Annotated in this window: 24 protein-coding genes and 2 pseudogenes; 5 read left to right on the top strand and 21 right to left on the bottom strand. The window is 40.2% G+C overall.

Annotation, left to right across the window (positions count from 1 at the left end; all coding sequences use genetic code 11):
• Positions 1–224: 224 nt before the first annotated feature.
• From PVK62_RS07610 to PVK62_RS07600, 3 genes and pseudogenes are all read right to left on the bottom strand, one after another.
• Positions 225–350, bottom strand: a pseudogene (locus tag PVK62_RS07610) (DUF4172 domain-containing protein); the annotation flags it as partial.
• Between the two features lie 143 nt (positions 351–493).
• On the bottom strand, positions 494–997 hold the full coding sequence (locus PVK62_RS07605; RefSeq protein ID WP_274443802.1) for a YcxB family protein: 504 nt from the start codon (positions 995–997) through the stop codon (positions 494–496).
• 113 nt (positions 998–1110) lie between these two features.
• Positions 1111–2655 (bottom strand): phospholipase D family protein, encoded by a 1545-nt coding sequence (locus PVK62_RS07600; RefSeq protein WP_274443801.1) that lies wholly within the window; start codon positions 2653–2655, stop codon positions 1111–1113.
• 480 nt (positions 2656–3135) lie between these two features.
• Between PVK62_RS07600 and PVK62_RS07595 the strand changes: the two are divergent.
• From PVK62_RS07595 to PVK62_RS07585, 3 genes and pseudogenes are all read left to right on the top strand, one after another.
• Positions 3136–3759, top strand: a pseudogene (locus PVK62_RS07595) (methyl-accepting chemotaxis protein); the annotation flags it as partial.
• Positions 3751–4185, top strand: coding sequence for a CZB domain-containing protein (locus PVK62_RS07590; protein WP_443111765.1), 435 nt, complete (start codon positions 3751–3753; stop codon positions 4183–4185). The pseudogene PVK62_RS07595 and the gene PVK62_RS07590, both read left to right, overlap by 9 nt.
• A gap of 175 nt (positions 4186–4360) precedes the next feature.
• A complete protein-coding gene (locus tag PVK62_RS07585; RefSeq protein ID WP_274443800.1) occupies positions 4361–6085 on the top strand; it encodes a DEAD/DEAH box helicase in 1725 nt (574 codons plus the stop codon).
• 34 nt (positions 6086–6119) lie between these two features.
• Here the strand turns inward: PVK62_RS07585 and PVK62_RS07580 are convergent, their stop codons facing one another.
• Positions 6120–6545, bottom strand: coding sequence for a cytochrome c (locus PVK62_RS07580; protein WP_274443799.1), 426 nt, complete (start codon positions 6543–6545; stop codon positions 6120–6122).
• 244 nt (positions 6546–6789) lie between these two features.
• On the opposite strand from PVK62_RS07580, the gene rplY reads away from it, so the two are divergent.
• Together rplY and PVK62_RS07570 are read left to right on the top strand one after the other, a co-directional pair.
• Entirely contained in the window at positions 6790–7068 is a 279-nt protein-coding gene (rplY, locus tag PVK62_RS07575; protein ID WP_130048037.1) for a 50S ribosomal protein L25, read from the top strand.
• 296 nt (positions 7069–7364) lie between these two features.
• Positions 7365–7811: an META domain-containing protein gene (locus PVK62_RS07570; RefSeq protein WP_274443798.1), complete on the top strand. Its 447-nt coding sequence runs from the start codon at positions 7365–7367 to the stop codon at positions 7809–7811.
• Between the two features lie 98 nt (positions 7812–7909).
• On the opposite strand, the gene PVK62_RS07565 is transcribed toward PVK62_RS07570, so the two are convergent.
• From PVK62_RS07565 to PVK62_RS07485, 17 genes are read right to left on the bottom strand one after another with little or no spacing between them, the layout of a single operon-like run.
• Positions 7910–9145 carry a beta-ketoacyl-ACP synthase gene (locus PVK62_RS07565; protein WP_274443797.1) on the bottom strand — a complete coding sequence of 412 codons (1236 nt, stop codon included), beginning with the start codon at positions 9143–9145 and terminating at the stop codon, positions 7910–7912.
• Positions 9142–9867, bottom strand: a complete 726-nt coding sequence (locus PVK62_RS07560; RefSeq protein ID WP_274443796.1) for a 3-ketoacyl-ACP reductase FabG2 — start codon at positions 9865–9867, stop codon at positions 9142–9144. The genes PVK62_RS07565 and PVK62_RS07560 overlap by 4 nt, the downstream gene beginning before the upstream one ends.
• A gap of 8 nt (positions 9868–9875) precedes the next feature.
• Positions 9876–10346, bottom strand: a complete 471-nt coding sequence (locus tag PVK62_RS07555; RefSeq protein WP_274443795.1) for a hotdog family protein — start codon at positions 10344–10346, stop codon at positions 9876–9878.
• Positions 10343–11533, bottom strand: coding sequence for a beta-ketoacyl-[acyl-carrier-protein] synthase family protein (locus PVK62_RS07550; protein WP_274443794.1), 1191 nt, complete (start codon positions 11531–11533; stop codon positions 10343–10345). Before PVK62_RS07550 ends, PVK62_RS07555 begins: the two co-directional genes overlap by 4 nt.
• Before the next feature lie 5 nt (positions 11534–11538).
• Complete coding sequence (locus PVK62_RS07545) at positions 11539–12168, bottom strand: DUF3261 domain-containing protein (protein ID WP_274443793.1); 630 nt, start codon at positions 12166–12168, stop codon at positions 11539–11541.
• Positions 12168–14504: an MMPL family transporter gene (locus tag PVK62_RS07540; RefSeq protein WP_274443792.1), complete on the bottom strand. Its 2337-nt coding sequence runs from the start codon at positions 14502–14504 to the stop codon at positions 12168–12170. Before PVK62_RS07540 ends, PVK62_RS07545 begins: the two co-directional genes overlap by 1 nt.
• Before the next feature lie 13 nt (positions 14505–14517).
• Positions 14518–15138, bottom strand: a complete 621-nt coding sequence (locus tag PVK62_RS07535; protein ID WP_274443791.1) for a LolA family protein — start codon at positions 15136–15138, stop codon at positions 14518–14520.
• Positions 15131–15598, bottom strand: coding sequence for an acyl-CoA thioesterase (locus PVK62_RS07530; RefSeq protein ID WP_274443790.1), 468 nt, complete (start codon positions 15596–15598; stop codon positions 15131–15133). The genes PVK62_RS07535 and PVK62_RS07530 overlap by 8 nt, the downstream gene beginning before the upstream one ends.
• Positions 15598–17133, bottom strand: a complete 1536-nt coding sequence (locus tag PVK62_RS07525; RefSeq protein ID WP_130086620.1) for an HAL/PAL/TAL family ammonia-lyase — start codon at positions 17131–17133, stop codon at positions 15598–15600. Before PVK62_RS07525 ends, PVK62_RS07530 begins: the two co-directional genes overlap by 1 nt.
• Positions 17123–18814 carry a glycosyltransferase family 2 protein gene (locus PVK62_RS07520; RefSeq protein WP_274443789.1) on the bottom strand — a complete coding sequence of 564 codons (1692 nt, stop codon included), beginning with the start codon at positions 18812–18814 and terminating at the stop codon, positions 17123–17125. The genes PVK62_RS07525 and PVK62_RS07520 overlap by 11 nt, the downstream gene beginning before the upstream one ends.
• A 1-nt stretch (position 18815) precedes the next feature.
• Positions 18816–19190 carry a 3-hydroxyacyl-ACP dehydratase FabZ family protein gene (locus PVK62_RS07515; protein WP_274443788.1) on the bottom strand — a complete coding sequence of 125 codons (375 nt, stop codon included), beginning with the start codon at positions 19188–19190 and terminating at the stop codon, positions 18816–18818.
• An 11-nt stretch (positions 19191–19201) separates the two neighbouring features.
• Positions 19202–20590: an AMP-binding protein gene (locus PVK62_RS07510; RefSeq protein ID WP_274443819.1), complete on the bottom strand. Its 1389-nt coding sequence runs from the start codon at positions 20588–20590 to the stop codon at positions 19202–19204.
• A complete protein-coding gene (locus PVK62_RS07505) occupies positions 20566–21126 on the bottom strand; it encodes a hypothetical protein (protein ID WP_274443787.1) in 561 nt (186 codons plus the stop codon). The genes PVK62_RS07510 and PVK62_RS07505 overlap by 25 nt, the downstream gene beginning before the upstream one ends.
• The gene (locus PVK62_RS07500; protein ID WP_130043148.1) at positions 21126–21377 is read right to left on the bottom strand and encodes an acyl carrier protein; all 252 of its coding nucleotides are present in this window, start codon (positions 21375–21377) and stop codon (positions 21126–21128) included. The genes PVK62_RS07505 and PVK62_RS07500 overlap by 1 nt, the downstream gene beginning before the upstream one ends.
• 11 nt (positions 21378–21388) lie before the next feature.
• Positions 21389–21646: a phosphopantetheine-binding protein gene (locus tag PVK62_RS07495; protein ID WP_242504782.1), complete on the bottom strand. Its 258-nt coding sequence runs from the start codon at positions 21644–21646 to the stop codon at positions 21389–21391.
• Between the two features lie 7 nt (positions 21647–21653).
• Positions 21654–22451 (bottom strand): lysophospholipid acyltransferase family protein, encoded by a 798-nt coding sequence (locus PVK62_RS07490; RefSeq protein ID WP_274443786.1) that lies wholly within the window; start codon positions 22449–22451, stop codon positions 21654–21656.
• Positions 22452–22454: 3 nt separating this feature from the next.
• Positions 22455–23174: a beta-ketoacyl synthase chain length factor gene (locus PVK62_RS07485; protein ID WP_274443785.1), complete on the bottom strand. Its 720-nt coding sequence runs from the start codon at positions 23172–23174 to the stop codon at positions 22455–22457.
• Between the last annotated feature and the right edge of the window lie 31 nt (positions 23175–23205).

Raw genomic sequence — 23205 nt, 5'->3', positions numbered from 1 at the left:
CTAAATTATAAATGAAAAGAATGAAAAGAAATAGCACGCCATGCTTATTAATACATATATCAATATTAATAAGGTGAAACTATTAAAATAAATAGAATTCTCCGTGATACAGCACAGACATTCACAATTAATAATGCTATACAAAGTAGTAACTTTTTAGCATGAAAAACCATGAACAAGATATTAATAAGTATTACAACCTCCAGTACCAATGTTAGTTAAACAACCAAAGTCGCTAAATGCCGAGATGCTGTTGGCTTACTGCCCTTTGCTACTTTATGGTATTGAGAGGTGTTAATGCCCTCTTCAAAATCCACATCTCACATTCGATTAAGCACTTTTACTTGCTTGAATAGATATATTCAAATCATTTTATGATGCGATTAGAGGTGTTATTCGCCTCACAAGTAGTAAGACCCATTTAAAAGACGGTAAGATTTGGAGTCGCTAGCTTAGATAGGCACTAAAAAGCCGCAGTAAAATGCGGCTTAGATTACTTTGCTTTTGCTATTGCGTGCTGCTCTACAATAAAAGCGATCTCTTTCTCATTTAGGCACGATTTACTGACGTATTGGCGCTGTTTACCAATATGGAAAATAAGCCCTAAATCACTTTGTTCAACTTGGTCGATATCACCCCAAGCGATGGTGCGTGAATTTTTGGTGTTTTTAAGGCTTTTATAACTCACCCCATTTTCGTCAACGTTAAACACCACCTTACTGCCAGAGAGTGAGCTGATGGATTGTCGCCATAGCCACCACGTTTTCTTAAAATAAATACTGAATGCTTCAATAATACTCAACGCAATAAAGAACCAACCAATGTAACCATTCGGTAATAGCTCAAGTTTTAATAGCGCCAGACCAAAAAGAAAAAAGAGAATTCCTTTTAAATAGGCTTTTGGAAAGGTAATCGGCTGACTAGTTTGATCATAACATTCCGCAAAGAAAGTCTTGTCGAGAACGTATTCTGTGGTGACACTAAAATCTTTAGACATATAGGGCTACTTTACTCTTTTATGTGAATGAGTCTCTATGCTGCTATTTTGCAACTCATCTATTGTATCGTTTATCGGTGTTTTTCTTTAGTTATTTTAAAGCCCTACCCACATCACAAATACTTCTCTATTGGCAATAACTGCAAGAACCCAGATTGAAAACGCTCCCATCGGCCAGTTTCTGGTTCATCTTCCCAGCTTTTATCGCCTGAATACCAACGAACATCACCCTCTTGCAGTTTTAGATGCCAGCTGTTTTCTTCATCCATGGCGTGTTCAATATCTTGAGTGAGTTGCTGTGCGATTTTTTGATTTTCTATAATTAAAATCGATTCGGTATTCAGGTACGTTGAGCGTAAATTAAAGTTAAAAGAGCCGATACTCGCGATACGATCATCAAAAACAGCAGACTTAGCGTGAAGTCCATAAGGCAATATTGGTGCGCACTTAGAGATATCTCTCGTCGATTCTTCACATAACCCAGCTTCTGGCTTTAATTCATATAGCTGAATGCCGTGCTCAAGCATTCCCTTACGGCGACCTGCGTAACCTGAGTGATTAGTGGTTAAATCGTTCGATGCCATTGAGTTAGTGAGTGCTTTTATTTCAACGCCAGAATTAATCAGCACTTGCCACCCTTTAAGTTGGTTATCATCAAAAATGAGATAAGCCGACTCTAATAAGATCTCTTTATCTGATTCACTGGCTAATTTCGCGAGCGCTTTTGCTGTCTCTTTTGGTTCATCTGTATTGTCTTTATCCAGCGGTACAGGGCGATCAAATACGAACTCAGCATTAACCCAAGTCATTTTATCCATTAAATCGTCTAAGTATTGATGTGCAGTTTCATTACCCTCAGGTAGGGCTGGGTAGTTTTTATAAATTGGAGCATCTATCTCATCTAACACTGGTTGTTTTTGTAAGAGTGCTTCTTGTGAGGTTTCTTTTGCTAATAAATCCACAGGGTAAGACCAACGGCTGTCCCAATACTCGATAAAACTGGTTTGTATATCACGAACGACTGAACCTCGAACGAATACATCACGGTCACGAAAGTTAATCTCGTTAGAAAGATCAAAATACTCATCACCAATATTGCGCCCACCAACAACAGAAAACACGCCATCAACGGTGAATGATTTATTATGCATACGACGATTTAAACGAGAAAAATCCCCTAAGAAGTTCACCCACTTTGTGACGCCACGACGAGTGGGAATGGGATTAAATACTCGGATCTCAACATGAGGATGCGCATTTAACGCCACAAGTAGATCTTCACGTTCATTGAGATTGATGTCATCCAACAAGACACGCACTCTAACACCACGATCTGCTGCCGCTAATAGGCGACTTGCAAGGTAATGACCCGAGGCGTCTGAGTTCCAAATATAATATTGAATATCAACGCTGTGCTCTGCGGTCTCAATTAATGCTAAGCGTTGTGCTAATGCGTCCCAGCCCGAGCCTTGCAACAAAACAGCACTGGTTTCAGATGTACTTGGTTTTCGTTGATGGGTATGACTTAATTGATAAAGTGAGCTGTTTAATGGCACCGATACCGATTCATTCGTATGCTCAATATCGTCAGGAAGTGAACCACACCCTGAAAGCATAGCGACGAATAAAATACTATGTATGCGTTTTAGTAAGGGCATTAATATATTCCTTTTAACATTGATTTTTCATACTTGTTTTATTTATTTTCTTTTATCACTTTATCTTAAATTTAATTGGCTCATAATCCAAGAAAGTATGACGAATTCTACTCAATGAAAGAAAGCGTCAAAGAATTGCTATCCACCTATTTTTTGCTTAACCATGCTCATTTTGCCATCGTTCATAAAATACCTGAATTTTATTCATCAAATTGAATAAGTAACGTACATTATATTTACTCATTATATGAACGTTAAAACAAAACATATTTAGCCACGAGTTTTCACAGGCTTTCACAATATATCGTATTGCATAAAAGACATTAAAAAATGCAAATATACCCACCATATTTGCATAAATATTTATTATTTAGCATAACAATTACGACTCATTAAGCAAACTAAATTACATGTCAAAATATGCAATGGCGTGATTGTTGCATGCCTAAATAGCTTTGGTTAAAAAGTGCTATAGTGATTATGTTTTTAAAAAAAAGTAAGCAGTTAAAAGAACAAAATAAAGAGTTAAATCAAGAAATAGCCTTATTAAAAGAAGAACTAATAATCGCTCGCTCAACCATTTCTAATAAAGAAAAAAAGAACCTTGAACTTGAAGATAAAACCAACCAATTATTAAATTGGTTCACTCTTTCAATGCAAGGAAAAAGTGCTATAGAACTTATTAGAAATGATATTTTACAATGTACTAATGAATTAAATGATACAAAAGACATTGAAAAAACAGATCGCAAAATTAATTTATCCAACAGCCTAGATCTTGGCTTCTCTGTAAAAGAAAATGTTCAAAACTCTGCGATTGCAATGTCTGAAGCGGTCGCCTCTATTGCAAACCTCTCAAAACGGATCGATGAAATTTCAGACCAAACAAATCTTCTGGCCCTTAATGCCTCAATAGAAGCGGCCCGAGCAGGCGAGATGGGAAGAGGCTTCGCTGTGGTTGCAAATGAAGTAAGATCCCTTGCGAACCAATCATTAAACGTAACCAATGACATCAAAGCTGAATTAAAGAACGCTGAGGATAAATCAACCGATCTTTTAAAAAGCCAACATGAATTTGACGACTTTTTAAAATCCATGACTGAACTATCAAATGATTTACAAACTTCTGATAATAAAACGAATGATCTATTAGAAGAAATCAGTCATAACTTATCACACTCTCAAAAAAACGCCTTCCTTGATGTGGTAAAACTTGATCATGTTATCTGGAAAATGAGTATTTATGATTCCATTGCTCGACATGATTTTGATACGGTCGTAAATAACCATACTGCATGTCGATTAGGTAAATGGTATTTCTCATCGAAAACTAACCAATGTTTAACTCAGGAACTCGATTTTCAAAAACTAAATACCCCTCATAAACTGGTTCATGACTCTGGACAGCAAGCCATTGTGGCCGCAAAAAAACAAGAGTGGGCACAAATGAAACAGCATTTATCTAATATGGAAAAAGCAAGTCAAGATGTGATTATCTTACTTGGAAAACTATCCCATCATCATTTTTAGCCATTGACTAGAAAGGTTAAAATAACACAGTAAGCGATGAATGACTGTCCTTGGTCTTAATCGCTGTCTGTTTATCTTCTGTCTCTTGCCAAAAATGGGTTACATCATTAAATAAAGAGTAATTTTATATATTCTGATATGATGCTAACTTGTCTTTACCACTGTGTTTATATCCATGTATACATTACGACCTTATCAACAAGATTCTGTTAAAGCGGTTATCCATTATTTCCGAAAACACACGACGCCTGCGGTGTTAGTACTGCCGACGGGTGCAGGAAAAAGTTTGGTGATTGCAGAATTAGCACGAATAGCAAAAGGTCGTGTGTTGGTACTTGCTCACGTTAAAGAGCTTGTTGAACAAAACCATGAAAAATACGAAGGTTATGGTGAAGATGCCTCTATTTTCTCTGCTGGGTTAGGTCGTAAAGAAACGGATAAGAAAGTGGTGTTTGCCTCGGTGCAATCTGTGGTGCGTAATCTTGACTCATTTAAAGATCAATTTTCATTATTGGTTATTGATGAGTGCCACCGTGTGCCAGACAACAAAGACACCAGTTACCGTAAAGTGATTGAGCACTTACAAACCCAAAATGCGGGTATTAAAGTACTTGGTTTAACCGCGACACCTTATCGTTTAGGAATTGGTTGGATTTACCAATACCACACTCGTGGACAAGTCAAAACTGATACACCTCGTTTTTTCCGTGATTGTATTTTTGAATTGCCGATTCAATATCTATTGGATGAGGGGTTTTTAACGCCAGCAAAACTCTTAGATGCGCCAGTATTAAGTTATGACTTCTCGCAATTAAAACCCGCCTCTACCGGTAAATACAAAGAGTCTGAATTGGATTTGGTGATTGAAGAATCCAAACGTGCCACGCCGCAAATTGTTCAGCAAATCGTCGAATACGCCAAAGATAGAAAAGGCGTGATGATCTTTGCTGCGACGGTGCGACACGCTCAAGAAATATTATCACTACTGCCGCCAGAGCAATCTGAATTGGTGATTGGCGATACTAAAGTTATCGAGCGTGATGCCATTATTCAGCGCTTTAAAAAACAACAAACCAAATTTTTAGTTAATGTCTCGGTATTAACGACGGGCTTTGATGCCCCTCATGTTGATTTAATCGCTATTTTACGCCCAACAGAGTCTGTCAGTTTATACCAACAAATCATTGGTCGTGGATTACGTCTAGCGGAAGGAAAAACAGAATGTACGATTTTAGATTACGCGGGTAATTGCTACGATCTCTACCAACCTGAAGTGGGCGATCCCAAACCTGATAGCAACAGTGAAATTATTACCATTCCCTGCCCTGCTTGTGGTTTTAATAATAACTTCTGGGGTAAATTAGACAGTAATGGCTTTTTACTTGAGCACTTTGGACGTCGCTGCCAAGGCTATTTTGAAGACGATGAAGGCACTCGTGAAGAGTGTGGCTATCGTTTTAGAGCCAAATATTGCAATGAATGTGGTGCAGATAATGATATTGCGGCACGTATTTGTCATGAATGTGATGCGATCTTGGTTGATCCCGATAAAAAGCTAAAAGAAGCACTAAAATTAAAAGATGCTCGGATCCTCAACTGCATCGACTTAATCCTTACCGCGGGGAAAAATCAGTTCGATAAGCCACAGCTTAAAGTGACTTATTTAGGTGACGATGATTCTGAGCTGCATGAAGTATGGCAAATGGCGACAAAAAAACAGAAGCAATTATTTTTGGATCACTTTGTGCGCCCTCATTTAGTCGATAGACACCGCCCATTTGAAGAAACAACGGCAATTAAAATCGCGAATAACCAACACCGTTTTCGTCCACCGAGCTTTGTGATTGCGCGTAAACAAGGTAAGTTTTGGTCAATTCGCGATAAGATCTTTGAAGAGTGATCGGTTTATACGATCATCCGCTTTTAAAACACGATTACCACAGTGAACGATAATTCATGTGGCACGAGCGGCACTGAGAGAACGCTTTATCAAGCGCGGCTCGCGCAGCAACGTCATCTTGCTCTATTGCGGCTTCGCTAATTAAGATAAATTGCTGAGATAAGGTATTAAACTTACCTTCAAACTCGGCTTTTTGAGTCCAAATTTTAGTGCGTGCTCGGCTGTTGTCTGCGCTTCCTTCTGGAAACAGGGTTTTCTGATCTTCTACTGTTAAATGCGCACTTTGGGCTAATGGCATAATGCGATCCCAATCTAATACGTCTTTATCAAATTCATCATCTAACAAATCAACGGTCGCATCGAGGTACTGAAAATTATCTTGTCGGATCTCTATCTCTTGAGCGTGATCCGCTGCTATCACTGAAAAAGAAAATAACGCAGCTATCCCTATTTTTTTCATACTTTCCTCCATTCGTTTTTATCAATCAATCCAATGCCAACTAAGATTTATACCATGTATGCTCTATATTAATGGCCGTTTCTTTAGATTAGCAAAATACTATTTAAAACATACGAAAATAGGTTGTTAGATAAATCATCTGATGGTATTATTCGCGCTCGTTTTTTCGAAACGAAAAGTCTGTTAAGTTAGGTCGCTAAGCTTAATGGCATTTTTTTATTTTACTATTTTGAGAGTAAAGACTATGAAATTTGAAGCAGTAGTACGTACTGAACAAGGTAAGGGTGCGAGCCGCCGCCTTCGTCACGCTGGTAAATTCCCTGCAATCGTTTACGGTGGCACAGAAGCTCCAGTATCAATCGAACTAATCCACAGTGATATCATCAACCAAATGGATAAGCCTGAGTTTTACGAAGCAATTGAGCTAGTAATCAATGGCGCTACTGTTAAGGTTAAGCCGCAAGACGTTCAACGTCACGCGTTTAAGCCTAAAGTTGAGCACATGGACTTCATCCGCATCTAATTCGAGTCTGTTTTACTCTTTTGCATTAGTTATTTCTCTCTTACCAATTGAAATAACACCCCTTTAAAGCCCTGATATTACCAGTATCGGGGCTTTAATCTATCTGCCACATTATTATAGGGCACCTTCTACCCTCTCATAAAACTAATATCTTCTTCTCGCTTTGCATTTTAATTGATAAAATGTGTGCGATTGGATGGGTTTTTTTACGTATTACTGACAATAGTAAGGTATTCTTTCCTATACTTCTGCATATTAAAAAATAACAAAACGTCATAAATCTATTAGGAATTAAAATGAAAAAATTATTAGTGGCTGTATCTCTACCTGTATTAATGGCTGCATGCGCAAGCAATGGCGATAACGTAATGACTGATGCTCAAGTATCTGCTGATATGCTTCAACACCACAACTGGCAGTTAACGCAAGTTAATGGTAAAGACATCGTTGCTTCTGAAGAAATGGAAGCACCTCGTCTTGAAATCGGCGAAAAAATGACAGCTAATGGTAACGCTGGCTGTAACAACTTCTTTGGCCAAGGTGAGCTAAATGAAGAAGGTCAATTCCGCATTGAAAAAATGGGAATGACAATGAAAATGTGTATGGGTGATGCAATGGCAACTGAACAAGCGGTATCAGCAACATTATCGACTTGGAGTGACATTACGCTAACTAAAGAAAACTTGATCCTTAAAGGTCAAGATCACGAATTAACATTCACACTGCGTGATTGGGTAAACTAATCAAGCTGTATTAGTTATACTGTCTTCGATATACTCAATCTGAAGATACAAAAAAACCGGTGAATTCCCCCTCACCGGTTTTTTCTTATCTGCTATTTCTAGGCTTCAGTCCAACGCTTAAAGATTAGCGATGTATTAATGCCACCAAACGCAAAATTATTACTCATGATGTAATCACAATCGATTTCACGGCCTGTGCCTGTAATGTAATCAAGCTTGCCACAGCGCTCATCCACATTATTCAAGTTCAAGGTTGGGCTAAACCAATTGTCACGCATCATCTCTATCGATAACCACGCTTCAATCGCACCACAAGCCCCTAGCGTATGACCAAAGTAAGACTTCAGTGAACTGATTGGCATAGATGAGCCAAATACGTTTTCTGTTGCTGTACTTTCTGCAATATCACCACGCTCAGTCGCTGTACCATGAGCTGATACGTAACCAATGCTCTCTGGTGATAAGTTCGCGTCTTTTAATGACATTTCCATACACAGTTGCATGGTTTCCATTTGAGGCTGTGTTACATGGGCTGCATCACAGTTACTCGCAAAACCAACTAACTCAGCATAGATGGTCGCGCCACGAGCTTTGGCGTGTTCATATTCTTCTAATACTAATGCACCTGCCCCTTCACCAATCACGAGACCATCACGGTCTTGATCATATGGACTAGGTGAGGTTTTAGGCTCATCATTTTTTAAGCTTGTTGCAAACAGAGTATCAAATACCGCCGATTCTGTTGGGCATAACTCTTCAGCACCACCAGCAACCATTGCGGTTTGATAACCGTGTTTAATGGCTTCATACGCGTAACCAATCGCTTGACTACCTGACGTACACGCACTGCTTGTTGGGATAACACGCCCACGTAAACCAAAGAATAAACCCACATTTACTGCTGCGGTATGAGGCATCATTTTTACGTAAGTCGTTGCAGTAATAGCCTTGGTGCTTTTCTCACTCAGCATGACACCGAATGCACCAACAGCGTCTGTTGAGCCCGTCGATGATCCAAAAGCAATACCCGTTTGACCGTTGGTTAAAACGTCATTACCAATCAAACCACTCTGCTCTAGTGCCTGCTCAGAAGCAACAGTAGATAATAGTGATACTCGACCCATTGAACGGATCTTTTTACGGGTGTAATGCTTTGGTAACGTAAAGTCATCAATCGGGGCAGCAAGCTTGGTATTTAGGCCATCATAGACTTCAAAGCTTGGCATGTATTGGGTGGCATTTTCACACTTACGAAGGTTTTCGCCTACCGTGTTCCAATCACTACCTAAAGCGGTAACACCAGACATGCCAGTTACAACTACACGACGACTCATACTAAACCACCATTAATAGAAATAACTTGGCGAGTCACATAACCTGCAACATCTGACATAAGGTAACTCACAAGCCCTGCAACTTCTTCTGGATCCCCCATACGACGCAGTGGTACTTGTGGTAATGCATGCTCTTTTACATGCTCATCAACCATGCCAGTATCAATCAAACCTGGTGCGACACAGTTTACGGTAATTTTTCGTTTTGCTAGTTCTAATGCTAACGATTTAGTCGCACCAATAACACCCGCTTTAGCGGCGCTGTAGTTGGTTTGCCCACGGTTACCCACAATGCCAGAGACTGACGCTAGTGTCACAATACGGCCACCTTTACGTAGTTGAACCATAGGCATTACGCAAGGGTGAAGTACATTGTAGAAGCTGTCTAAGTTGGTATGAATAACTCCATCCCACTCTTCTTCTGTCATTGCTGGGAATGCCGTATCACGAGTAATACCTGCATTACTCACAACGCCATAATACGCACCATGAATTTCAATATCGTTTTCTAATCTCTCTTTACACTGTGCGCGATCGCTAATATCAAATTGAATTAAGCGCCCTGAGCCACCGTTTTCTTCAATCGTTGCTAGTGTTTGCTCTGCGCCTGCTTGATCACTCATATAGTGAACAACTACATAAAACCCATCTTTTGCTAGCTGCTCTGAGATAGCGCGACCAATGCCTTTACTGGCTCCGGTCACTAATACTTGTCTTGTCATTATTCCCTCTACTGCTTGTCTTGCTTAGGAGCGAGAAGCTCTTCTAATTTTTCTTCTGTTGGTACAAATACATTAAGCTGGCTCGAAGCCACTTGCTGACCTTTTGATTCAATATAACAACTGAATACCGCCATGCCATTATTCTCAAGTATTTGCTCTGCAAAAATGTCGAGTGTGTCGCCTTGTTGAAACTCACTGCACTCCGCTTGGTATTTACGACTACCGAGCAAAAAGCCTATCGGTGGCTTATTGCCCTTTTTCCATGCGTGATAACCTGACCAACCAGCAACACTTTGTGCCATGAACTCAATGCCTACCCACGCCGGAAGTGTTTTGGTTTCATGATTAAAGAAAATATTCTTATCACTGATAGTCACTCGACAATGAATAGACAACTCTTGTACATCAATCAACTCATCAACTAAAGCTAATGGCATATCATGAGGTAAAAGGTCGATTAAATCTGGAATACGGCTCATGAATGATACCCAAAAATTAAACTAATATTATTGCCACCAAAAGCAAAAGAGTTACTGATGATCGCTTTCTTTTCTAAACTCTGACTTTGAACTAAGTTAATCTCGGCTAATTCAAGATCAATCTCACCATCGTTGATTTGCATAGGTAATGCTAAATTGAATTTGAGTATATGCCAACAAATTGAAGCCTCAATGATACCCGCAGCCCCTAGCGTATGTCCGGTTAATGGCTTAGTTGAACTGATTGGTGTTTGAGAACCAAAAACAGCATGCGCCGCTTTCGATTCCATCGCATCATTCAATGGTGTCGCTGTACCGTGAGCATTAATGTAGCCAATGTCCGTAGCATTAAGTCCTGCATCTTTTAAAGCTTTCTCCATCGCTTCTATCGCGCCTTTTCCTTCTGGATGAGGTGCTGATATATGATGCGCATCTGAACTGTCACCTGCACCTAATAGAGCAATGGGATCATCGGAGTCTTTTTGCTCTGCGCTCAGTAGCATATACGCACTTGCTTCACCGATGTTAATCCCTTTTCTATTTGGACTAAATGGCAAACAAGGCGTATTTGATAACGCTTCAAGGCTATTAAAACCGTTCAGCGTTAACTTACATAACGTATCTGTGCCACCAACGATAACCGCGTCCACAAAGCCTGATTTTAATAATCGCTTTGCTGATAAAAACACGCGACCGCTAGAAGAACACGCGGTTGAAATTGCATACGTTGGACCTGTAAGCTCTAAATACTCTGCGATAAATTCCGCAGGATTACCCAGCTCTTGCTTGTGATAATGATAGCCATCAGAAAACTCGCCAGTATTTAGCTTAGCACTTAGCGCGACTTCACCATCAGAGATCCCTGAAGTACTTGTCCCTACCACCACAGCAATACGATCAGCGCCGTACTTTTCTTTTGCTTGCTGAATTTGAGCTTCAATTTGCTGTAATGCTGAAAGTACTAATTGGTTATTTCGTGTATCAAATGTGGCTAATCGTGATGGAACGGCTGGCAATTCACCTTCTGCTTTTCCAACAACGGTCGATTTTCCATCGTTCAGCCATCCCTCTTCAACTCTCATTGATGGCGCTTTAGTTCCTTGAAGAGTCTGATGTATATCAGCCATCTCTTTGCCTAATGCGGAATGCGAACCACAGGCATGAATATAGACAGGAAAGTCACTCATTTTATTTATCCATTATTCTTTTGAGTTTGTGTTTCTTGTGAATGTGAAAAAGTTTTAATGGTGATCACATAGCCCAAATTTGGACTGTTTAAAATAATATCTCCACTAAATTTGTCGCTGATAGAGTCATAGGTTGCATCAAGTACAAGATTACCTGCATCATCACGTAATACTCGATGATTGCCATTTTCAGTTAATGTCCAATCAATGCTATCAAGTGGTGACTGCCACGCTTGCAGAGGCCATAAAGTAATCATCACATTAAACAACACTTGATCTGGAGGCGGAAGCGTATCTGTAAGCCCTGCCATCACGTAGGTATCTAAGGTTAAACCATCATAATCTAAGCTAAGTAGCCGAGAGCCCCATGAAGCAAAACCAGCAAGAACCAAATCATTACCCGTTAACTGTAATTGAACAGGAAGCTGTTGTTTAGATCCTTGAAACTCCACCGAGATCAACTGGCTCAACGATAAGTCACTGCCATATTCATCAGGTTGAGGTAAGGTAACAAAGATGCCTTGAGCTACCTCAACTTGATTAGGCTGTTTGATCGGTTTTGATGCACATCCCATAAGGATAAACGACAAAATAAAGACTCTAAAATAACGGAATGTTAACGGCTTACTCTGCATTATCTATCCCTTTTACTGTGAATATGAGAGGGTGTTAATTGACTGAGTGGGGCAAGTAACCAAGCGACAATGATACCTGTTAATACCGTAATACCAAAACTGTGGATGGCTTGGGTCTCACTTAAAGCCAATAATCCAAAGGAAAGAATGGTGGTTAGTGCCGATAAGGAAATCGCCAGTAAGGTACTTTCTTTATGAGAGCTATCCACTTGTTTGTTCTGCTCGGCAAAAAACAGGGTGTAATCAATCCCTATTCCTAAAATCAACATCAAGGCCAGTAGATTAAACAAATTTAATGGCACCCCTGTTAATACAGTTACCGCAAGACCTGCGCAACCAGCAATAAACGGAGGCAGTACAATTAAAAAGGCTTGTTTGACTTTATAGCGTGGCAATAGCAGTAAAAATATTGCCGCATACGCGATTAATAACAACTCGGTAATTCGTTGACGGTATTGAGCAAATAAAGTGGAAATTTCTTCGGCTTTATTGAGATAGGTCGCGTCATTATTTTTAGCAAATTCACTCAATGTGGCACTGTCTACTTCTTGATTAAAGGTGATCACCGAAGCAAATACCTCATCAATATGACCAAGCCATAAAAAGCCCACCGTCTCTGATATTGAGGATGCTAAAAAGCCCTCTATCGTTAATGCTTGATATGGCTGCAATGCTGCTAATGGTTGCTTTTGCTGTATCACTTCTTGATAAGCGTCCGCTTGCTCTTCATATAAACCTGTCACAAGCTGATAGTTCTCTTGTTGTGTTTTTTGTGAGGGTACATAGCGGCTGATGGATTGGAAACCACCAAAGTTACCACCCTGCTCAAGCTTATCTGATACTCGCTCTAACTTTTGTAATAATGCTTCTTCTGTCTTTGCTCTGACCAACAATAATTGTTGAGATCCACCCACACCGGTGATGGCTTTTATCTCTCTTTCTTGCTGTTGTAATACTTGAGGAAGCGCTTGAAGTTGGCGAATATCATCATCGTATTTCGCCTGTGTTACCCCAAATACTGAAGCGATTAAAAGACTCAGTGGCAATACTAAGCGGATCAGCGGTTGTTGCCATACCAATAGCCATTGACTTAATGCTCGTTGAGCAGGAATAACATGGTGCTTACTCGGCTTACTGGCTAATACAGGATACCAACAGACAACGGTAAAATAAGCGGCGGTTAAGCCAATCGCAGAAAAGAGGGATAATTGCTGTAAGCCAGGGAACGGCGCAATCAACATGCCAAGATAGCCAATTAAACTGGTAATTAAGCCCAGTGTGATTGCAGGTAAAAGCTGTTTAATGCCTTCGACAGAGTTCCACTTAGCTCCGGCATTTAAACGATCAGTTAAAAAATGAAATGCATAATCTATCGAGACACCGATTAAACTGGCACCAAAGACCAAACTAAATAAATGAATAGACCCAAATAAGCTAATGGTTAATACATAGGCACAGAATAAGCCAGTGGTTATGGATAACAATGCTAACGCTAATGGCAGCGTACTGCGATAGACCACTAAAACCAGTACAAAAATACCAATCAATGAGCCTAACCCTATAGTGCTGATCTCGCCTTTTGCACTCTCTGTTCCATGAGCTGCATAAAAGATAACGCCAGTATGTTGAATATCAACGTCAAACTGGGTTTCTATCTTCTGCTCTACTGCCAGTAAATCAGGCAATTGCTGCTGTAAAGAGAGCTGATAGGATGATCCGGCAAGATCGGCGGTGATCACGATGTATTTCTGTTGATCCACCGTGGCGGTTAAGTAGCCATTCTCAATTTGGATATTACCTGAGCTTTGAACCAAGCCTGATAAATAATCTCGAAACAGTAAAAAGGGATCGCTTTCTAACTCAGCGCCAGTAACACCAGAAAAAGGATTGTATAACGCATGTAATACTTTCTGTACTTGTTGCTCTGGTTTATTCGTTAGCTGTTGCTTTTGTTTATCACTTAGCAATTGTGCTCGCGCAGGAAAGTAGTATTGACCCCACGCCTGCTGCTGATCTTCACTCACCGTTGCCGTCACTGAATCAAACATCGGCAATTCAGTTAAGGCTTGGCTAAAACTATCAACCGCTGTAATCAGTGTTTTATCTTGGCCCTGTGTTTGATGTAGGACAAACACCACTTTATCGCTCATGGTGTTGGCAATATTATCAAAGGCTTGTTGAGCGACCGGATCTTGTTGATTCTCTGGCAGTAGCGCTAGGATATTAGTTTCAATCGGTAATGCACTTTTGGTGCTGGCTTGATAGCCAAACACACCCAAGATTATCAGCAATACCAATGACCAAATTAACGCCAGCAAACGCGGTTTCATTATCATCTATTTAATACCGTTAAAAGGCAAATGCAGCTAACTCTTTTTCAGTTAAGGTGTTTGGTTGAGTGGATTGCTGAGTAAATACCATTTCAGTAACATCGCCACGAACTTCACTTAATACAACTCGGTTCAGATACTGTTCACCTTCAATCTTAATTGACTTAAATACACGATCGATTGGTGAGGTTTTTGGTATAAGTAGCAATGTCCAACCGTCTTTCGCGCCTGAAAGTTGCAATGTAAAATTCTCTTTTATCGCGTCAGTGTCGCCTTTAAACAAAGACAAAAATAAACGCGTAAAATAGAACGCCATCGGGTTATCAGAATCATTCATTACTTGAGCTTCACCATTAATTGATTGGCGAAGTTTGTTCTGAGTTAATGTTAGATTAATTGGAAATGGCTTGGTTTGTTGCCACAATAGCCCTTTTTCATGATCCAACAAAAAAGTGCCTGATGTTGATAAAGGTTGATTAAACATCTGCATGGTTCGAACTTGCTGAAACTCACCACGAACCAGTGTCGATTGTGCTAATTGCTGTTGTAAATCACTAATGCCAAAAGCAAAGCTATTCACGCTAAATAATAAAAAGCCCACAGCAATCCATAATGCACAGTAATGTTTAAAATTACCCACGTTGGTAAGCCTCTACTTTATCCGTAAATATACGAGGTGAGACAAAGCTCATCTCTTCAGTTTCAATTGAAACTGCAACTTGCATGGTGTGAGCTTTGGTCATTCTAACGCCTGAATCAGCATCATAAATAACGTAATCTACACGCATACGGTTTTCCCATTCAGTTAGTGTGGCCACCACTCGGATCTTATGATCATAAGGAATCGATTTTACGTATTTCACACGAGTGTCAATGATGGGCCAAACATAGCCTGATGCCATCATCTCTCGGTAGCTATACCCTATCTTCTCAAGCATTTCATGACGTGCTTTTTCAAAGAAACGAAAATAGTTACCGTGATACACCACGCCCATAGGATCGGCATCCTGAAAGGCGGTGGTGATCAACACTTCTGTGCTTAATGCTTTGATTTCAAGTGTGTCGCTTTTATCTTCAATATTAACCACAGAGTTTGACATTAGTACAGTGTCCAATGTTGTTGTTGAATTTTATCAATAAAGTTACGTAAATCTTGCTCTAATGGGCGATCTTCATCCACAAAGGTAAACTCAGACAACACCGCATCACGCATGGTTTTTAACTCAACACTTAGCTCGTCATCACTTAACTCACCTTGTCTCTCACGTAGCACTAACGCTTGAGTCGCCGCTAGTAGAGAGGCAGAGGTAACTTGTTCTGTTAGCTGAAGTACACGTAAACAATCACGTGACGCAATAGTACCCATGCTCACTTTATCTTGGTTATGACACTCTGTTGAACGTGAGAATACACTTGCTGGCATCGTGCCTTTAAGCGCTTCGGCTGTCCATGCTGAGATACCAATTTGTACCGCTTTAAAGCCATGGTTAATAGGTTTACGAGCGCCCGTTGCGCCAGTTAGGTTGAATGGTAAGCCGTTATTAAACTTATAATCCATTAACTGTGCCATTTGACGATCCAGTAGATCAGCAATGTTAGCAACCGCTGTTTTGAGCATGTCCATCGCCATCGCAATATGACCACCGTAGAAATGACCGCCATGAAGAACACGCTCATTATCACCATCAATAATTGGATTATCGTTAGCACTGTTCAATTCGTTCTCAATCATTTGGCGTAAGAACGGTAGGCTATCTTGCAGAACACCAATTACGTGTGGCGCACAGCGTAGAGAGTAACGGTCTTGTAGGCGATCACTGTTTCTTGGTGGCGTTTCATTATGTAAATCAGAACGTAACCATGATGCTATTTGTTGTTGGCCTGGATGCGGTTTTACCGCAAATAAGGCTTCATCAAAATGGAAGTCATTGCCCTGCATGCCAACAGATACCATTGCGGTGATCTTGGTTGCCATTTGCGCTAGGTACTCAGCTCGTTTATACGCTAAACACGCCAATGCCGTCATTACTGACGTACCATTCATTAACGCTAAACCTTCTTTCGGTTTCAGTTTAATTGGTGTGATGTTCAGCTCTTTAAACACATCAGCCGTTGCTCGGATCTCACCTTTATAGATAACTTCACGCTCACCAATTAATGCCGCCGCAAGATATGATAACGGCGTTAAGTCACCACTTGCGCCCACTGAGCCTTCTTGAGGAATGCGCGGTGAAATTCCATGATTAATTAGGGTGACAATTTGATTTAACAAATCGTGCGTGACGCCTGAAACGCCTTGAGATAAAGAACACAAACGAGTGGCTAACACCGCACGAGATTGTTGCTCATCTAGATTTTCACCTAAACCACAGCCGTGGAAACGTGTTAAATGTAATGGTAGCTCATCCACTAAATCCATAGGGATCGCAACCGTACAAGAATCACCATAACCCGTCGTTACGCCATAGATAACGCCCTCTTCTTTTAGAAGTCGTTCAAGAAACTCAACACCACGATCAATTTTAGCAGTGAATTCGTCAGCGTTATTTAATTGTGCATTTGCACCATTTGCAATCTCAACAACGTCTTCAATCGTCAGACGTCCCTTACCAAATGTAATTGAATTAGTTGTCATCTTTCTTTCCAGTTAACTGCCAAAAATTAAAAAAGTTATACCACTGTGATGGTGCCTTTAATGTGTAATGCTCCAAACGCTGGGCATAATTTTGTACGACTTCTTGCAAAGCCTCTTCTCGTTGTCCACGAGGTAAAATAATTTGTTCTGAAAACGGTTCAAAATACACATCAAAACGGGGATCTTTTTGTGTATCGTCACGCAATCCAAACATCAAATAAACCGGTTGCTTTAAAATAGACGCCAACATGAATGGCCCCTGCGGGAACGGTGCTGGTTTACCTAAGAAATCCGCCCAAATAACGCGATCTTCTTTGGTGACAGAGGTCCTGTCTCCCACAATCACAATCCATTCACCGGCATCAATTTTCTGTTGCAATAAAATGGCGGTATCTGGCCCCATTTTACTGACCTGAATTAAATTGATATCTGATTGAGGATTCACGGTGCTCATGACGGCATTAAAACGCTCAGCATGTTCAGTAAATACTAACGCATTAATTTTTAAATTTTTATGACGGCGACTTAATGCTCGACATAACTCTAAATTACCTAAATGTGAGCCGAGCATAACAATGCCTTTTTCACGTTTAAATAATTCCTCATAATATTCAACACCATGAACGGTTAAGTTTTTCTCTGAGAAATCACCACGCCATGCTGCTAACTTATCTAACATGGTTTCACCAAATGACACCAAGTGGCGATAAGGAGTAAGTTTTTCAGGCAGAGTGATGCCTTTAATTCGGGCGTATGCATTTACCTGCTGAATAAAATCATCAGACGCTTGTTTTACTGAGCCGCCACGTAAGTAGTAATACGCCATCACAGGCTTTAGCAATACCGAAAACACGCCACGACCAAACGTTGAGTAAATCCAAAGCAGAAATTGAATACCCAAAATCGTACCGCGCTCAGCGTGTGAAGACCAATGATCGTCTTGCACAGGTTGGCGACGAAGCAACGACGGAATACGAGGCAACATACCAAAAACAAGTTTTGTATGCATCCAGCTAATTTTTACGTTATCCCATAGTGCATCAAAATGAGAAATGCCATCTTCTGGATAAATAACACGGGTATTAACAAAACGAACGTCAGTTTCATTCCAGTACATACGAACCATGATTTCAGTATCAAAGTCCATTCGACGACCAATAACCACACGCTCTAAAACACCTATCGTTGGTCCGATTGGGTAAGATCGGAAACCACACATACTGTCTTTAATGGCAAATGAAAGCGTCTCAATCCAAACCCAAACATGGGTAACATAGCGACCATATAAACGCGACTTAGGTACACTCTCGTCATAAACAGGTTGGCCTGAAATTAATGCGGTAGGATACGTTTCTGACTCTTTAATCAGTTTAGGTAAAGCCTCTAAATCATGCTGCCCATCAGCATCAATCTGAATCGCATGGCTAAAACTTTGTTGATATGCGGCTTCAATTCCGGCAATAACAGCGCCGCCTTTGCCTTGGTTTTCAGCTAACGTAATTAAAGTGACTCCTTCATTACTTGCTGCTACATCCGCTAATATCTGTTTTGTTTCTGTATTACTGCCATCATCAACAATTAACATTGGGTAACCAAAGTTCAGTAATGATTCAACTACCGCCGGGACAGTTTTGCCGTGGTTATAACAAGGAATAAGAAAACAAGGACGGAAGGTTGTCATGTTATTGTCCTAATAAAATTCGGCCAGAGGAGTGTTTACTCATGCTCTCGCCTTGTTTAGAACTAAAAGTAAAATACAGCTTTTCTTTGTCTTTTACCCAACGAAGCTCTAGTTCAACGTCTGTATTAGGTAAGATTGGCTCCTGAAATTTTAAAACTTCCATGCCTTGAAAAACAGAATTCGCTTGTAGATACATCTGACCATAATAAATCGCCCAATCTACCTGAGTAACCCCTGGTAATAATGGATGGCCAGGAAAATGCCCTGTAAAATCCCAAATATCATCATCCACACGTAGTGTAATAACAACACTTGGCTGATGTTGATCTTCTGTGTCTATTTCCGTAGAAATAATGGTCGGTTTACGTTTTGTCATGAGTACTTCTTTTAATCATTAACATCATTAAATAACTGCTGTAAATCGTGCATTTGACGCTTACCTTGACTATTTAATGGGATCTCTTCAACCGCTCTAAAGCGACGTGGAATGCCTACCGGCTCTAGCCACTCTCTTAATTCAGAGCGTAATTTTAACCAAAACTTACCTTTAGAGCCTTGTTTCATTAATTTGTTCCCTGTATCGGAAAGAACAATAACCGCAGCTAATACAGTACGTTTCGCTTCTTCCATTGGGATCACGGCCGCTTCATTAATCCACTCAAGTTGCATCAAACGCTTTTCAACTTCAGTAAGTGATAACCGCTTTTCTTCAATTTTAATGACTCTATCCACTCGCCCTTTTAGCATGAACTGTCCATTATCCAACAAATCACAGTAATCACTGGTCGGATACCATAATGATTGATCAATAAAGGGGGATAATAACTCTAGGCAATGCTCAATATTTAAGCGAGCTTGATGAGATGGAAAAAATGTCCACGGCGACATAGGTTCCATTTGTTGGCGATACCCAACCCCACCAGTTTCAGTACTTCCATACACTTCAAATGGGCGTAAAGAGAGTTTAATTTCACTTTGCTCAGCTCCTTCAATGACCAAAGGACCACCTGAAGAAAAAACCATTTGATAGCGATTGTAACCTTCATGATCAGCAAGGCGCTTTAATAAGGCTGGGCTGCAAATGAGTGTTTTTTTATGCTCTGGTTGATGAGATAAAATTTGTTCAGGATAAATGAAATTTGTTCGACAGAACGCACGACTTGCACACAAGGGCCATAACACTCTAAATAACAACCCATAAATATGTTGATGAGAAACGGTACTGTAAATTTCAGTCGCGTCTAACTTGTCACCCCATAACTGTTCCAATTGCTGGATTTCATTACTCAGTAACTGCAACGTTTTTTCAATTGGTTTGGGGGTATCAGTAGAGCCAGAGGTGAATAAAGTAAGGCGGATGTTACCTAACACTAACGGGGATAATACGCTTATAACATTGTCGCTGATGGTTTGATAATCGCAATGATGTTTGCATGGCATGACTTGAATTATGTCATCATGCAACAAGGATTCAAAATGTTCAGATAATTCAGTTAGTGCCGCAGGTTGATGATTTCCTGGTAAAATAATGTGTTTTCCAGCATGAGCCAAAGCAAGAAAAGAGACGGAAAACTGATAGCTGTCGCTAAAACATAACGCCCATTTTTTTTCTGGTTGATGAGATAAATAACCACACACTCGTTGCACATCATGCTGAAACTGCGGATAACTCACGTAGGTGTGTTGTTCATCAAAACACACATTATGAGTTAGGTTGTCTTGATTGGTAAGATGGGAAAGTGCTGTGTAGGTCATGCTTCTTTTCTCTTTATCCATTGACGCACTAGCCATTCAGTGACAAATAAAGTCCCTATCAGTAAATAGCTAATAAAACCGTTATACAACATCCATACTTTTATCTCTAAAAAACAAGTAGAGAGTGAAATCGAACCGTTAATTACAAAAAAAACACACCACACTTTGGTTACGGTTCTAGTGTAGGCCACGCCACTCGGCGGAAGCTCTGGTTCTTGAAGGCGAGCAAAACGCTCTATCATGCTTTGAGATTGAAATAGCGTCCAAAAAAAGACAGTGAACATGACAACATTAACGATCACAGGGTAAAAGGTGAACCACCCTTCTGATCGAAATAACCAGCCCAATCCAGCAAGAATAATTCCTGCCCCACCACTGATCATAGCAATGTATTTAAGCTCTTTTATTGGAACTTGTTTTCCACCAACCATTCGCACCAAAAACAACACCGCTAGCACGCCCGCTACCGTCGTTATCCCACCAAACTGGAGACCGTAGTAAACCGCTAGCGGATAAGCAAGCAGTGCAATGGCTGACAGTACCGTCAGCCAACGCATTATTTTAGCAACGCTGCTACTGAGTTAACCACGTCATCAACAGTGCGAACTTCTTTGAACTCTTCTGGCTTAATTTTTTTACCTGTTACTTTTTGTAAGTGAACCACTAAATCAACCGCATCAATACTGTCTAAATCTAGATCAGTATATAGTTGAGCTTCAGGCGTGATATCCGCTTCATCGATTTCAAATAATTCAACCAGTGCAGCTGTCACTTGCTCTAATACTTGCTCTCTATTTACCTCTGTCATGACTTACTCTCTTACGCTTTATTTGCAGTAATATATGCCGCTAAGTTTGCTACTGACGCAAAATGTTCACGGGTTTGAGTGTCATCAGCATCCAATACTAAGCTGTATTTTTTCTTGATGGCTAAACCTAACTCTAGAGCATCGATTGAATCTAACCCTAAACCGTCACCGAACAATGGTGCGTCAGTTTCAATATCATCTACTGAGATATCTTCTAAATTCAGAGCTTCAATAATTAATAACTTAATTTCGTTGTGTAGTGCTTCCATCAATGACCTACTTATTTTCTTTTGATGTATTAAATTCATTTTGAGGATACAAAGCTGTATCTAAAAATCGATTCACGTTTCGAGCCGCTGAAGAAGGTGAATCAGCGCCATCGATAAAAGGGGCAATGGCGACCTTTTCTTTCACTTCAATATGAAAAAAAGGACGGACATCAGGTACTTGATACCACTTAGCTTCTTTGGTTAAAAAACTTGGCGTGACTGTTACATGAACAATGCGTATATCACTTTCGCTACGCACCGCTATTTGAGCAGCCCCACGCTGAAGCTTAGAGGTAATCCCTGGCGTCGTTCGGGTTCCTTCTGGAAAAACCAATAGCACATTTCCAGAATTTAACTTCTCTGAGCACTCTTCTAAAAATGCTTCAGGCTCTCTGTTTGGAATATAACCTGCCGCTCTAACAATCCCGCGGATAAACGGATTATGCCATAGAGCCGCTTTAACAATACAATCACACTGTTTCAATTGTGAAGCAATTAAAACATAATCGATCAAACTGGGGTGATTTGCGACAATCAAACAATTTTTATCGTCCTGCAAGCGTTCAGCACCATCAAATTGATATTTAATCGCGCGGCTATAATGCATTGTTTTACAAAAGAGAAGAAAACTTCTTTGTATAATCGCCTGGACTCTTATTTCACGTTGTTTGGCATTTTTCGCTGTAAACGTTAATAGCGGAAAAATAATAAACGTTAAGCAAAGCGCACCAATTCCAAATAAAGAAAAACAGAATCCAGTGGCCACAATTCGCCAGCATTTATCAATACGTAAAATCAAAGTCATGTGTTATTTATGCGTCCATGTCCATTGTGTTGAAGAGCTCTCTATCATCCATTGAGACTGCGATCCTACTAACTTAGAAATACATTGCAAGCCATGAGGCATTACACCCGATTTGATTGAGGGTTTATTGTTCCATTGTAGAGAAAAATCATCACCCGCACTCAATATAAGACCAAAAGCGTAGCCCTGATACTCTTGTTGTTCAAATTCTTGATAATGTGACGGAAGTGGCTCATCAAAGTCAATAACTAAAACACGGTGATCCGAGTTATCACTCAAATATGCAGCTGCTTCTATTAATGCAGAATGAAATGTATTTTCGCCTGCTGCAATCGAAGTCACTGGAATGGCTTTTTTGGCTGTAATTGTGAACAAACCAGCAGCGGTATTGTGGACCGATTGAGAAAACGCCATTGGAGAGGCATCTTCACCTTTTAAAATGTCTTCTAGTAAAGCACAGGTTCTGGTTAATTCTCCATGACGGCTAGCAAAGATTAAATAATCAACCTCTTGTTCTTGAACTAAAGTAAGCGCAGTTTGAACCGCCAACTTACTTAATGAGCTCATCCTTCTTCGAGCCATCGCGGGGATTTTATCGACAGGGGCTTTCTCTCCCTCAGGCCAGATGAAATTAGTTTTCTGCCATTTCTGCCACGCTGTTTTTGTGTCTATTCCAGCAGAAATCGCGTGCCAATCAATAATGTTAAAATTTGCGTATGCCATGATGTCCATCTAGTCGTAAAAATATTACAAT

Origin of the sequence: Aliivibrio sp. S3MY1 (assembly GCF_028765575.1) — a bacterium.
Lineage (GTDB): Bacteria > Pseudomonadota > Gammaproteobacteria > Enterobacterales > Vibrionaceae > Aliivibrio.
The sequence above is the reverse complement of the archived record's forward strand: the minus strand, read 5'-3'. Positions and strand labels throughout refer to the sequence as shown.

Excerpts from the sequence above, each read along its gene's own strand:
- PVK62_RS07520 (WP_274443789.1), bottom strand. The coding sequence starts at position 18,814 with ATGACAACCTTCCGTCCTTGTTTTCTTATTCCTTGTTATAACCACGGC.
- PVK62_RS07485 (WP_274443785.1), bottom strand. The coding sequence starts at position 23,174 with ATGGCATACGCAAATTTTAACATTATTGATTGGCACGCGATTTCTGCT.
- PVK62_RS07510 (WP_274443819.1), bottom strand. The coding sequence starts at position 20,590 with ATGGATAAAGAGAAAAGAAGCATGACCTACACAGCACTTTCCCATCTT.
- PVK62_RS07500 (WP_130043148.1), bottom strand. The coding sequence starts at position 21,377 with ATGACAGAGGTAAATAGAGAGCAAGTATTAGAGCAAGTGACAGCTGCA.
- PVK62_RS07585 (WP_274443800.1), top strand. The coding sequence starts at position 4,361 with ATGTATACATTACGACCTTATCAACAAGATTCTGTTAAAGCGGTTATC.
- PVK62_RS07605 (WP_274443802.1), bottom strand. The coding sequence starts at position 997 with ATGTCTAAAGATTTTAGTGTCACCACAGAATACGTTCTCGACAAGACT.
- PVK62_RS07600 (WP_274443801.1), bottom strand. The coding sequence starts at position 2,655 with ATGCCCTTACTAAAACGCATACATAGTATTTTATTCGTCGCTATGCTT.
- PVK62_RS07545 (WP_274443793.1), bottom strand. The coding sequence starts at position 12,168 with ATGCAGAGTAAGCCGTTAACATTCCGTTATTTTAGAGTCTTTATTTTG.
- PVK62_RS07540 (WP_274443792.1), bottom strand. The coding sequence starts at position 14,504 with ATGATAATGAAACCGCGTTTGCTGGCGTTAATTTGGTCATTGGTATTG.
- PVK62_RS07550 (WP_274443794.1), bottom strand. The coding sequence starts at position 11,533 with ATGAGTGACTTTCCTGTCTATATTCATGCCTGTGGTTCGCATTCCGCA.
- PVK62_RS07580 (WP_274443799.1), bottom strand. The coding sequence starts at position 6,545 with ATGAAAAAAATAGGGATAGCTGCGTTATTTTCTTTTTCAGTGATAGCA.
- PVK62_RS07565 (WP_274443797.1), bottom strand. The coding sequence starts at position 9,145 with ATGAGTCGTCGTGTAGTTGTAACTGGCATGTCTGGTGTTACCGCTTTA.
- rplY (WP_130048037.1), top strand. The coding sequence starts at position 6,790 with ATGAAATTTGAAGCAGTAGTACGTACTGAACAAGGTAAGGGTGCGAGC.
- PVK62_RS07530 (WP_274443790.1), bottom strand. The coding sequence starts at position 15,598 with ATGTCAAACTCTGTGGTTAATATTGAAGATAAAAGCGACACACTTGAA.
- PVK62_RS07555 (WP_274443795.1), bottom strand. The coding sequence starts at position 10,346 with ATGAGCCGTATTCCAGATTTAATCGACCTTTTACCTCATGATATGCCA.
- PVK62_RS07525 (WP_130086620.1), bottom strand. The coding sequence starts at position 17,133 with ATGACAACTAATTCAATTACATTTGGTAAGGGACGTCTGACGATTGAA.
- PVK62_RS07560 (WP_274443796.1), bottom strand. The coding sequence starts at position 9,867 with ATGACAAGACAAGTATTAGTGACCGGAGCCAGTAAAGGCATTGGTCGC.
- PVK62_RS07515 (WP_274443788.1), bottom strand. The coding sequence starts at position 19,190 with ATGACAAAACGTAAACCGACCATTATTTCTACGGAAATAGACACAGAA.
- PVK62_RS07505 (WP_274443787.1), bottom strand. The coding sequence starts at position 21,126 with ATGCGTTGGCTGACGGTACTGTCAGCCATTGCACTGCTTGCTTATCCG.
- PVK62_RS07495 (WP_242504782.1), bottom strand. The coding sequence starts at position 21,646 with ATGGAAGCACTACACAACGAAATTAAGTTATTAATTATTGAAGCTCTG.
- PVK62_RS07570 (WP_274443798.1), top strand. The coding sequence starts at position 7,365 with ATGAAAAAATTATTAGTGGCTGTATCTCTACCTGTATTAATGGCTGCA.
- PVK62_RS07490 (WP_274443786.1), bottom strand. The coding sequence starts at position 22,451 with ATGACTTTGATTTTACGTATTGATAAATGCTGGCGAATTGTGGCCACT.
- PVK62_RS07590 (WP_443111765.1), top strand. The coding sequence starts at position 3,751 with ATGACTGAACTATCAAATGATTTACAAACTTCTGATAATAAAACGAAT.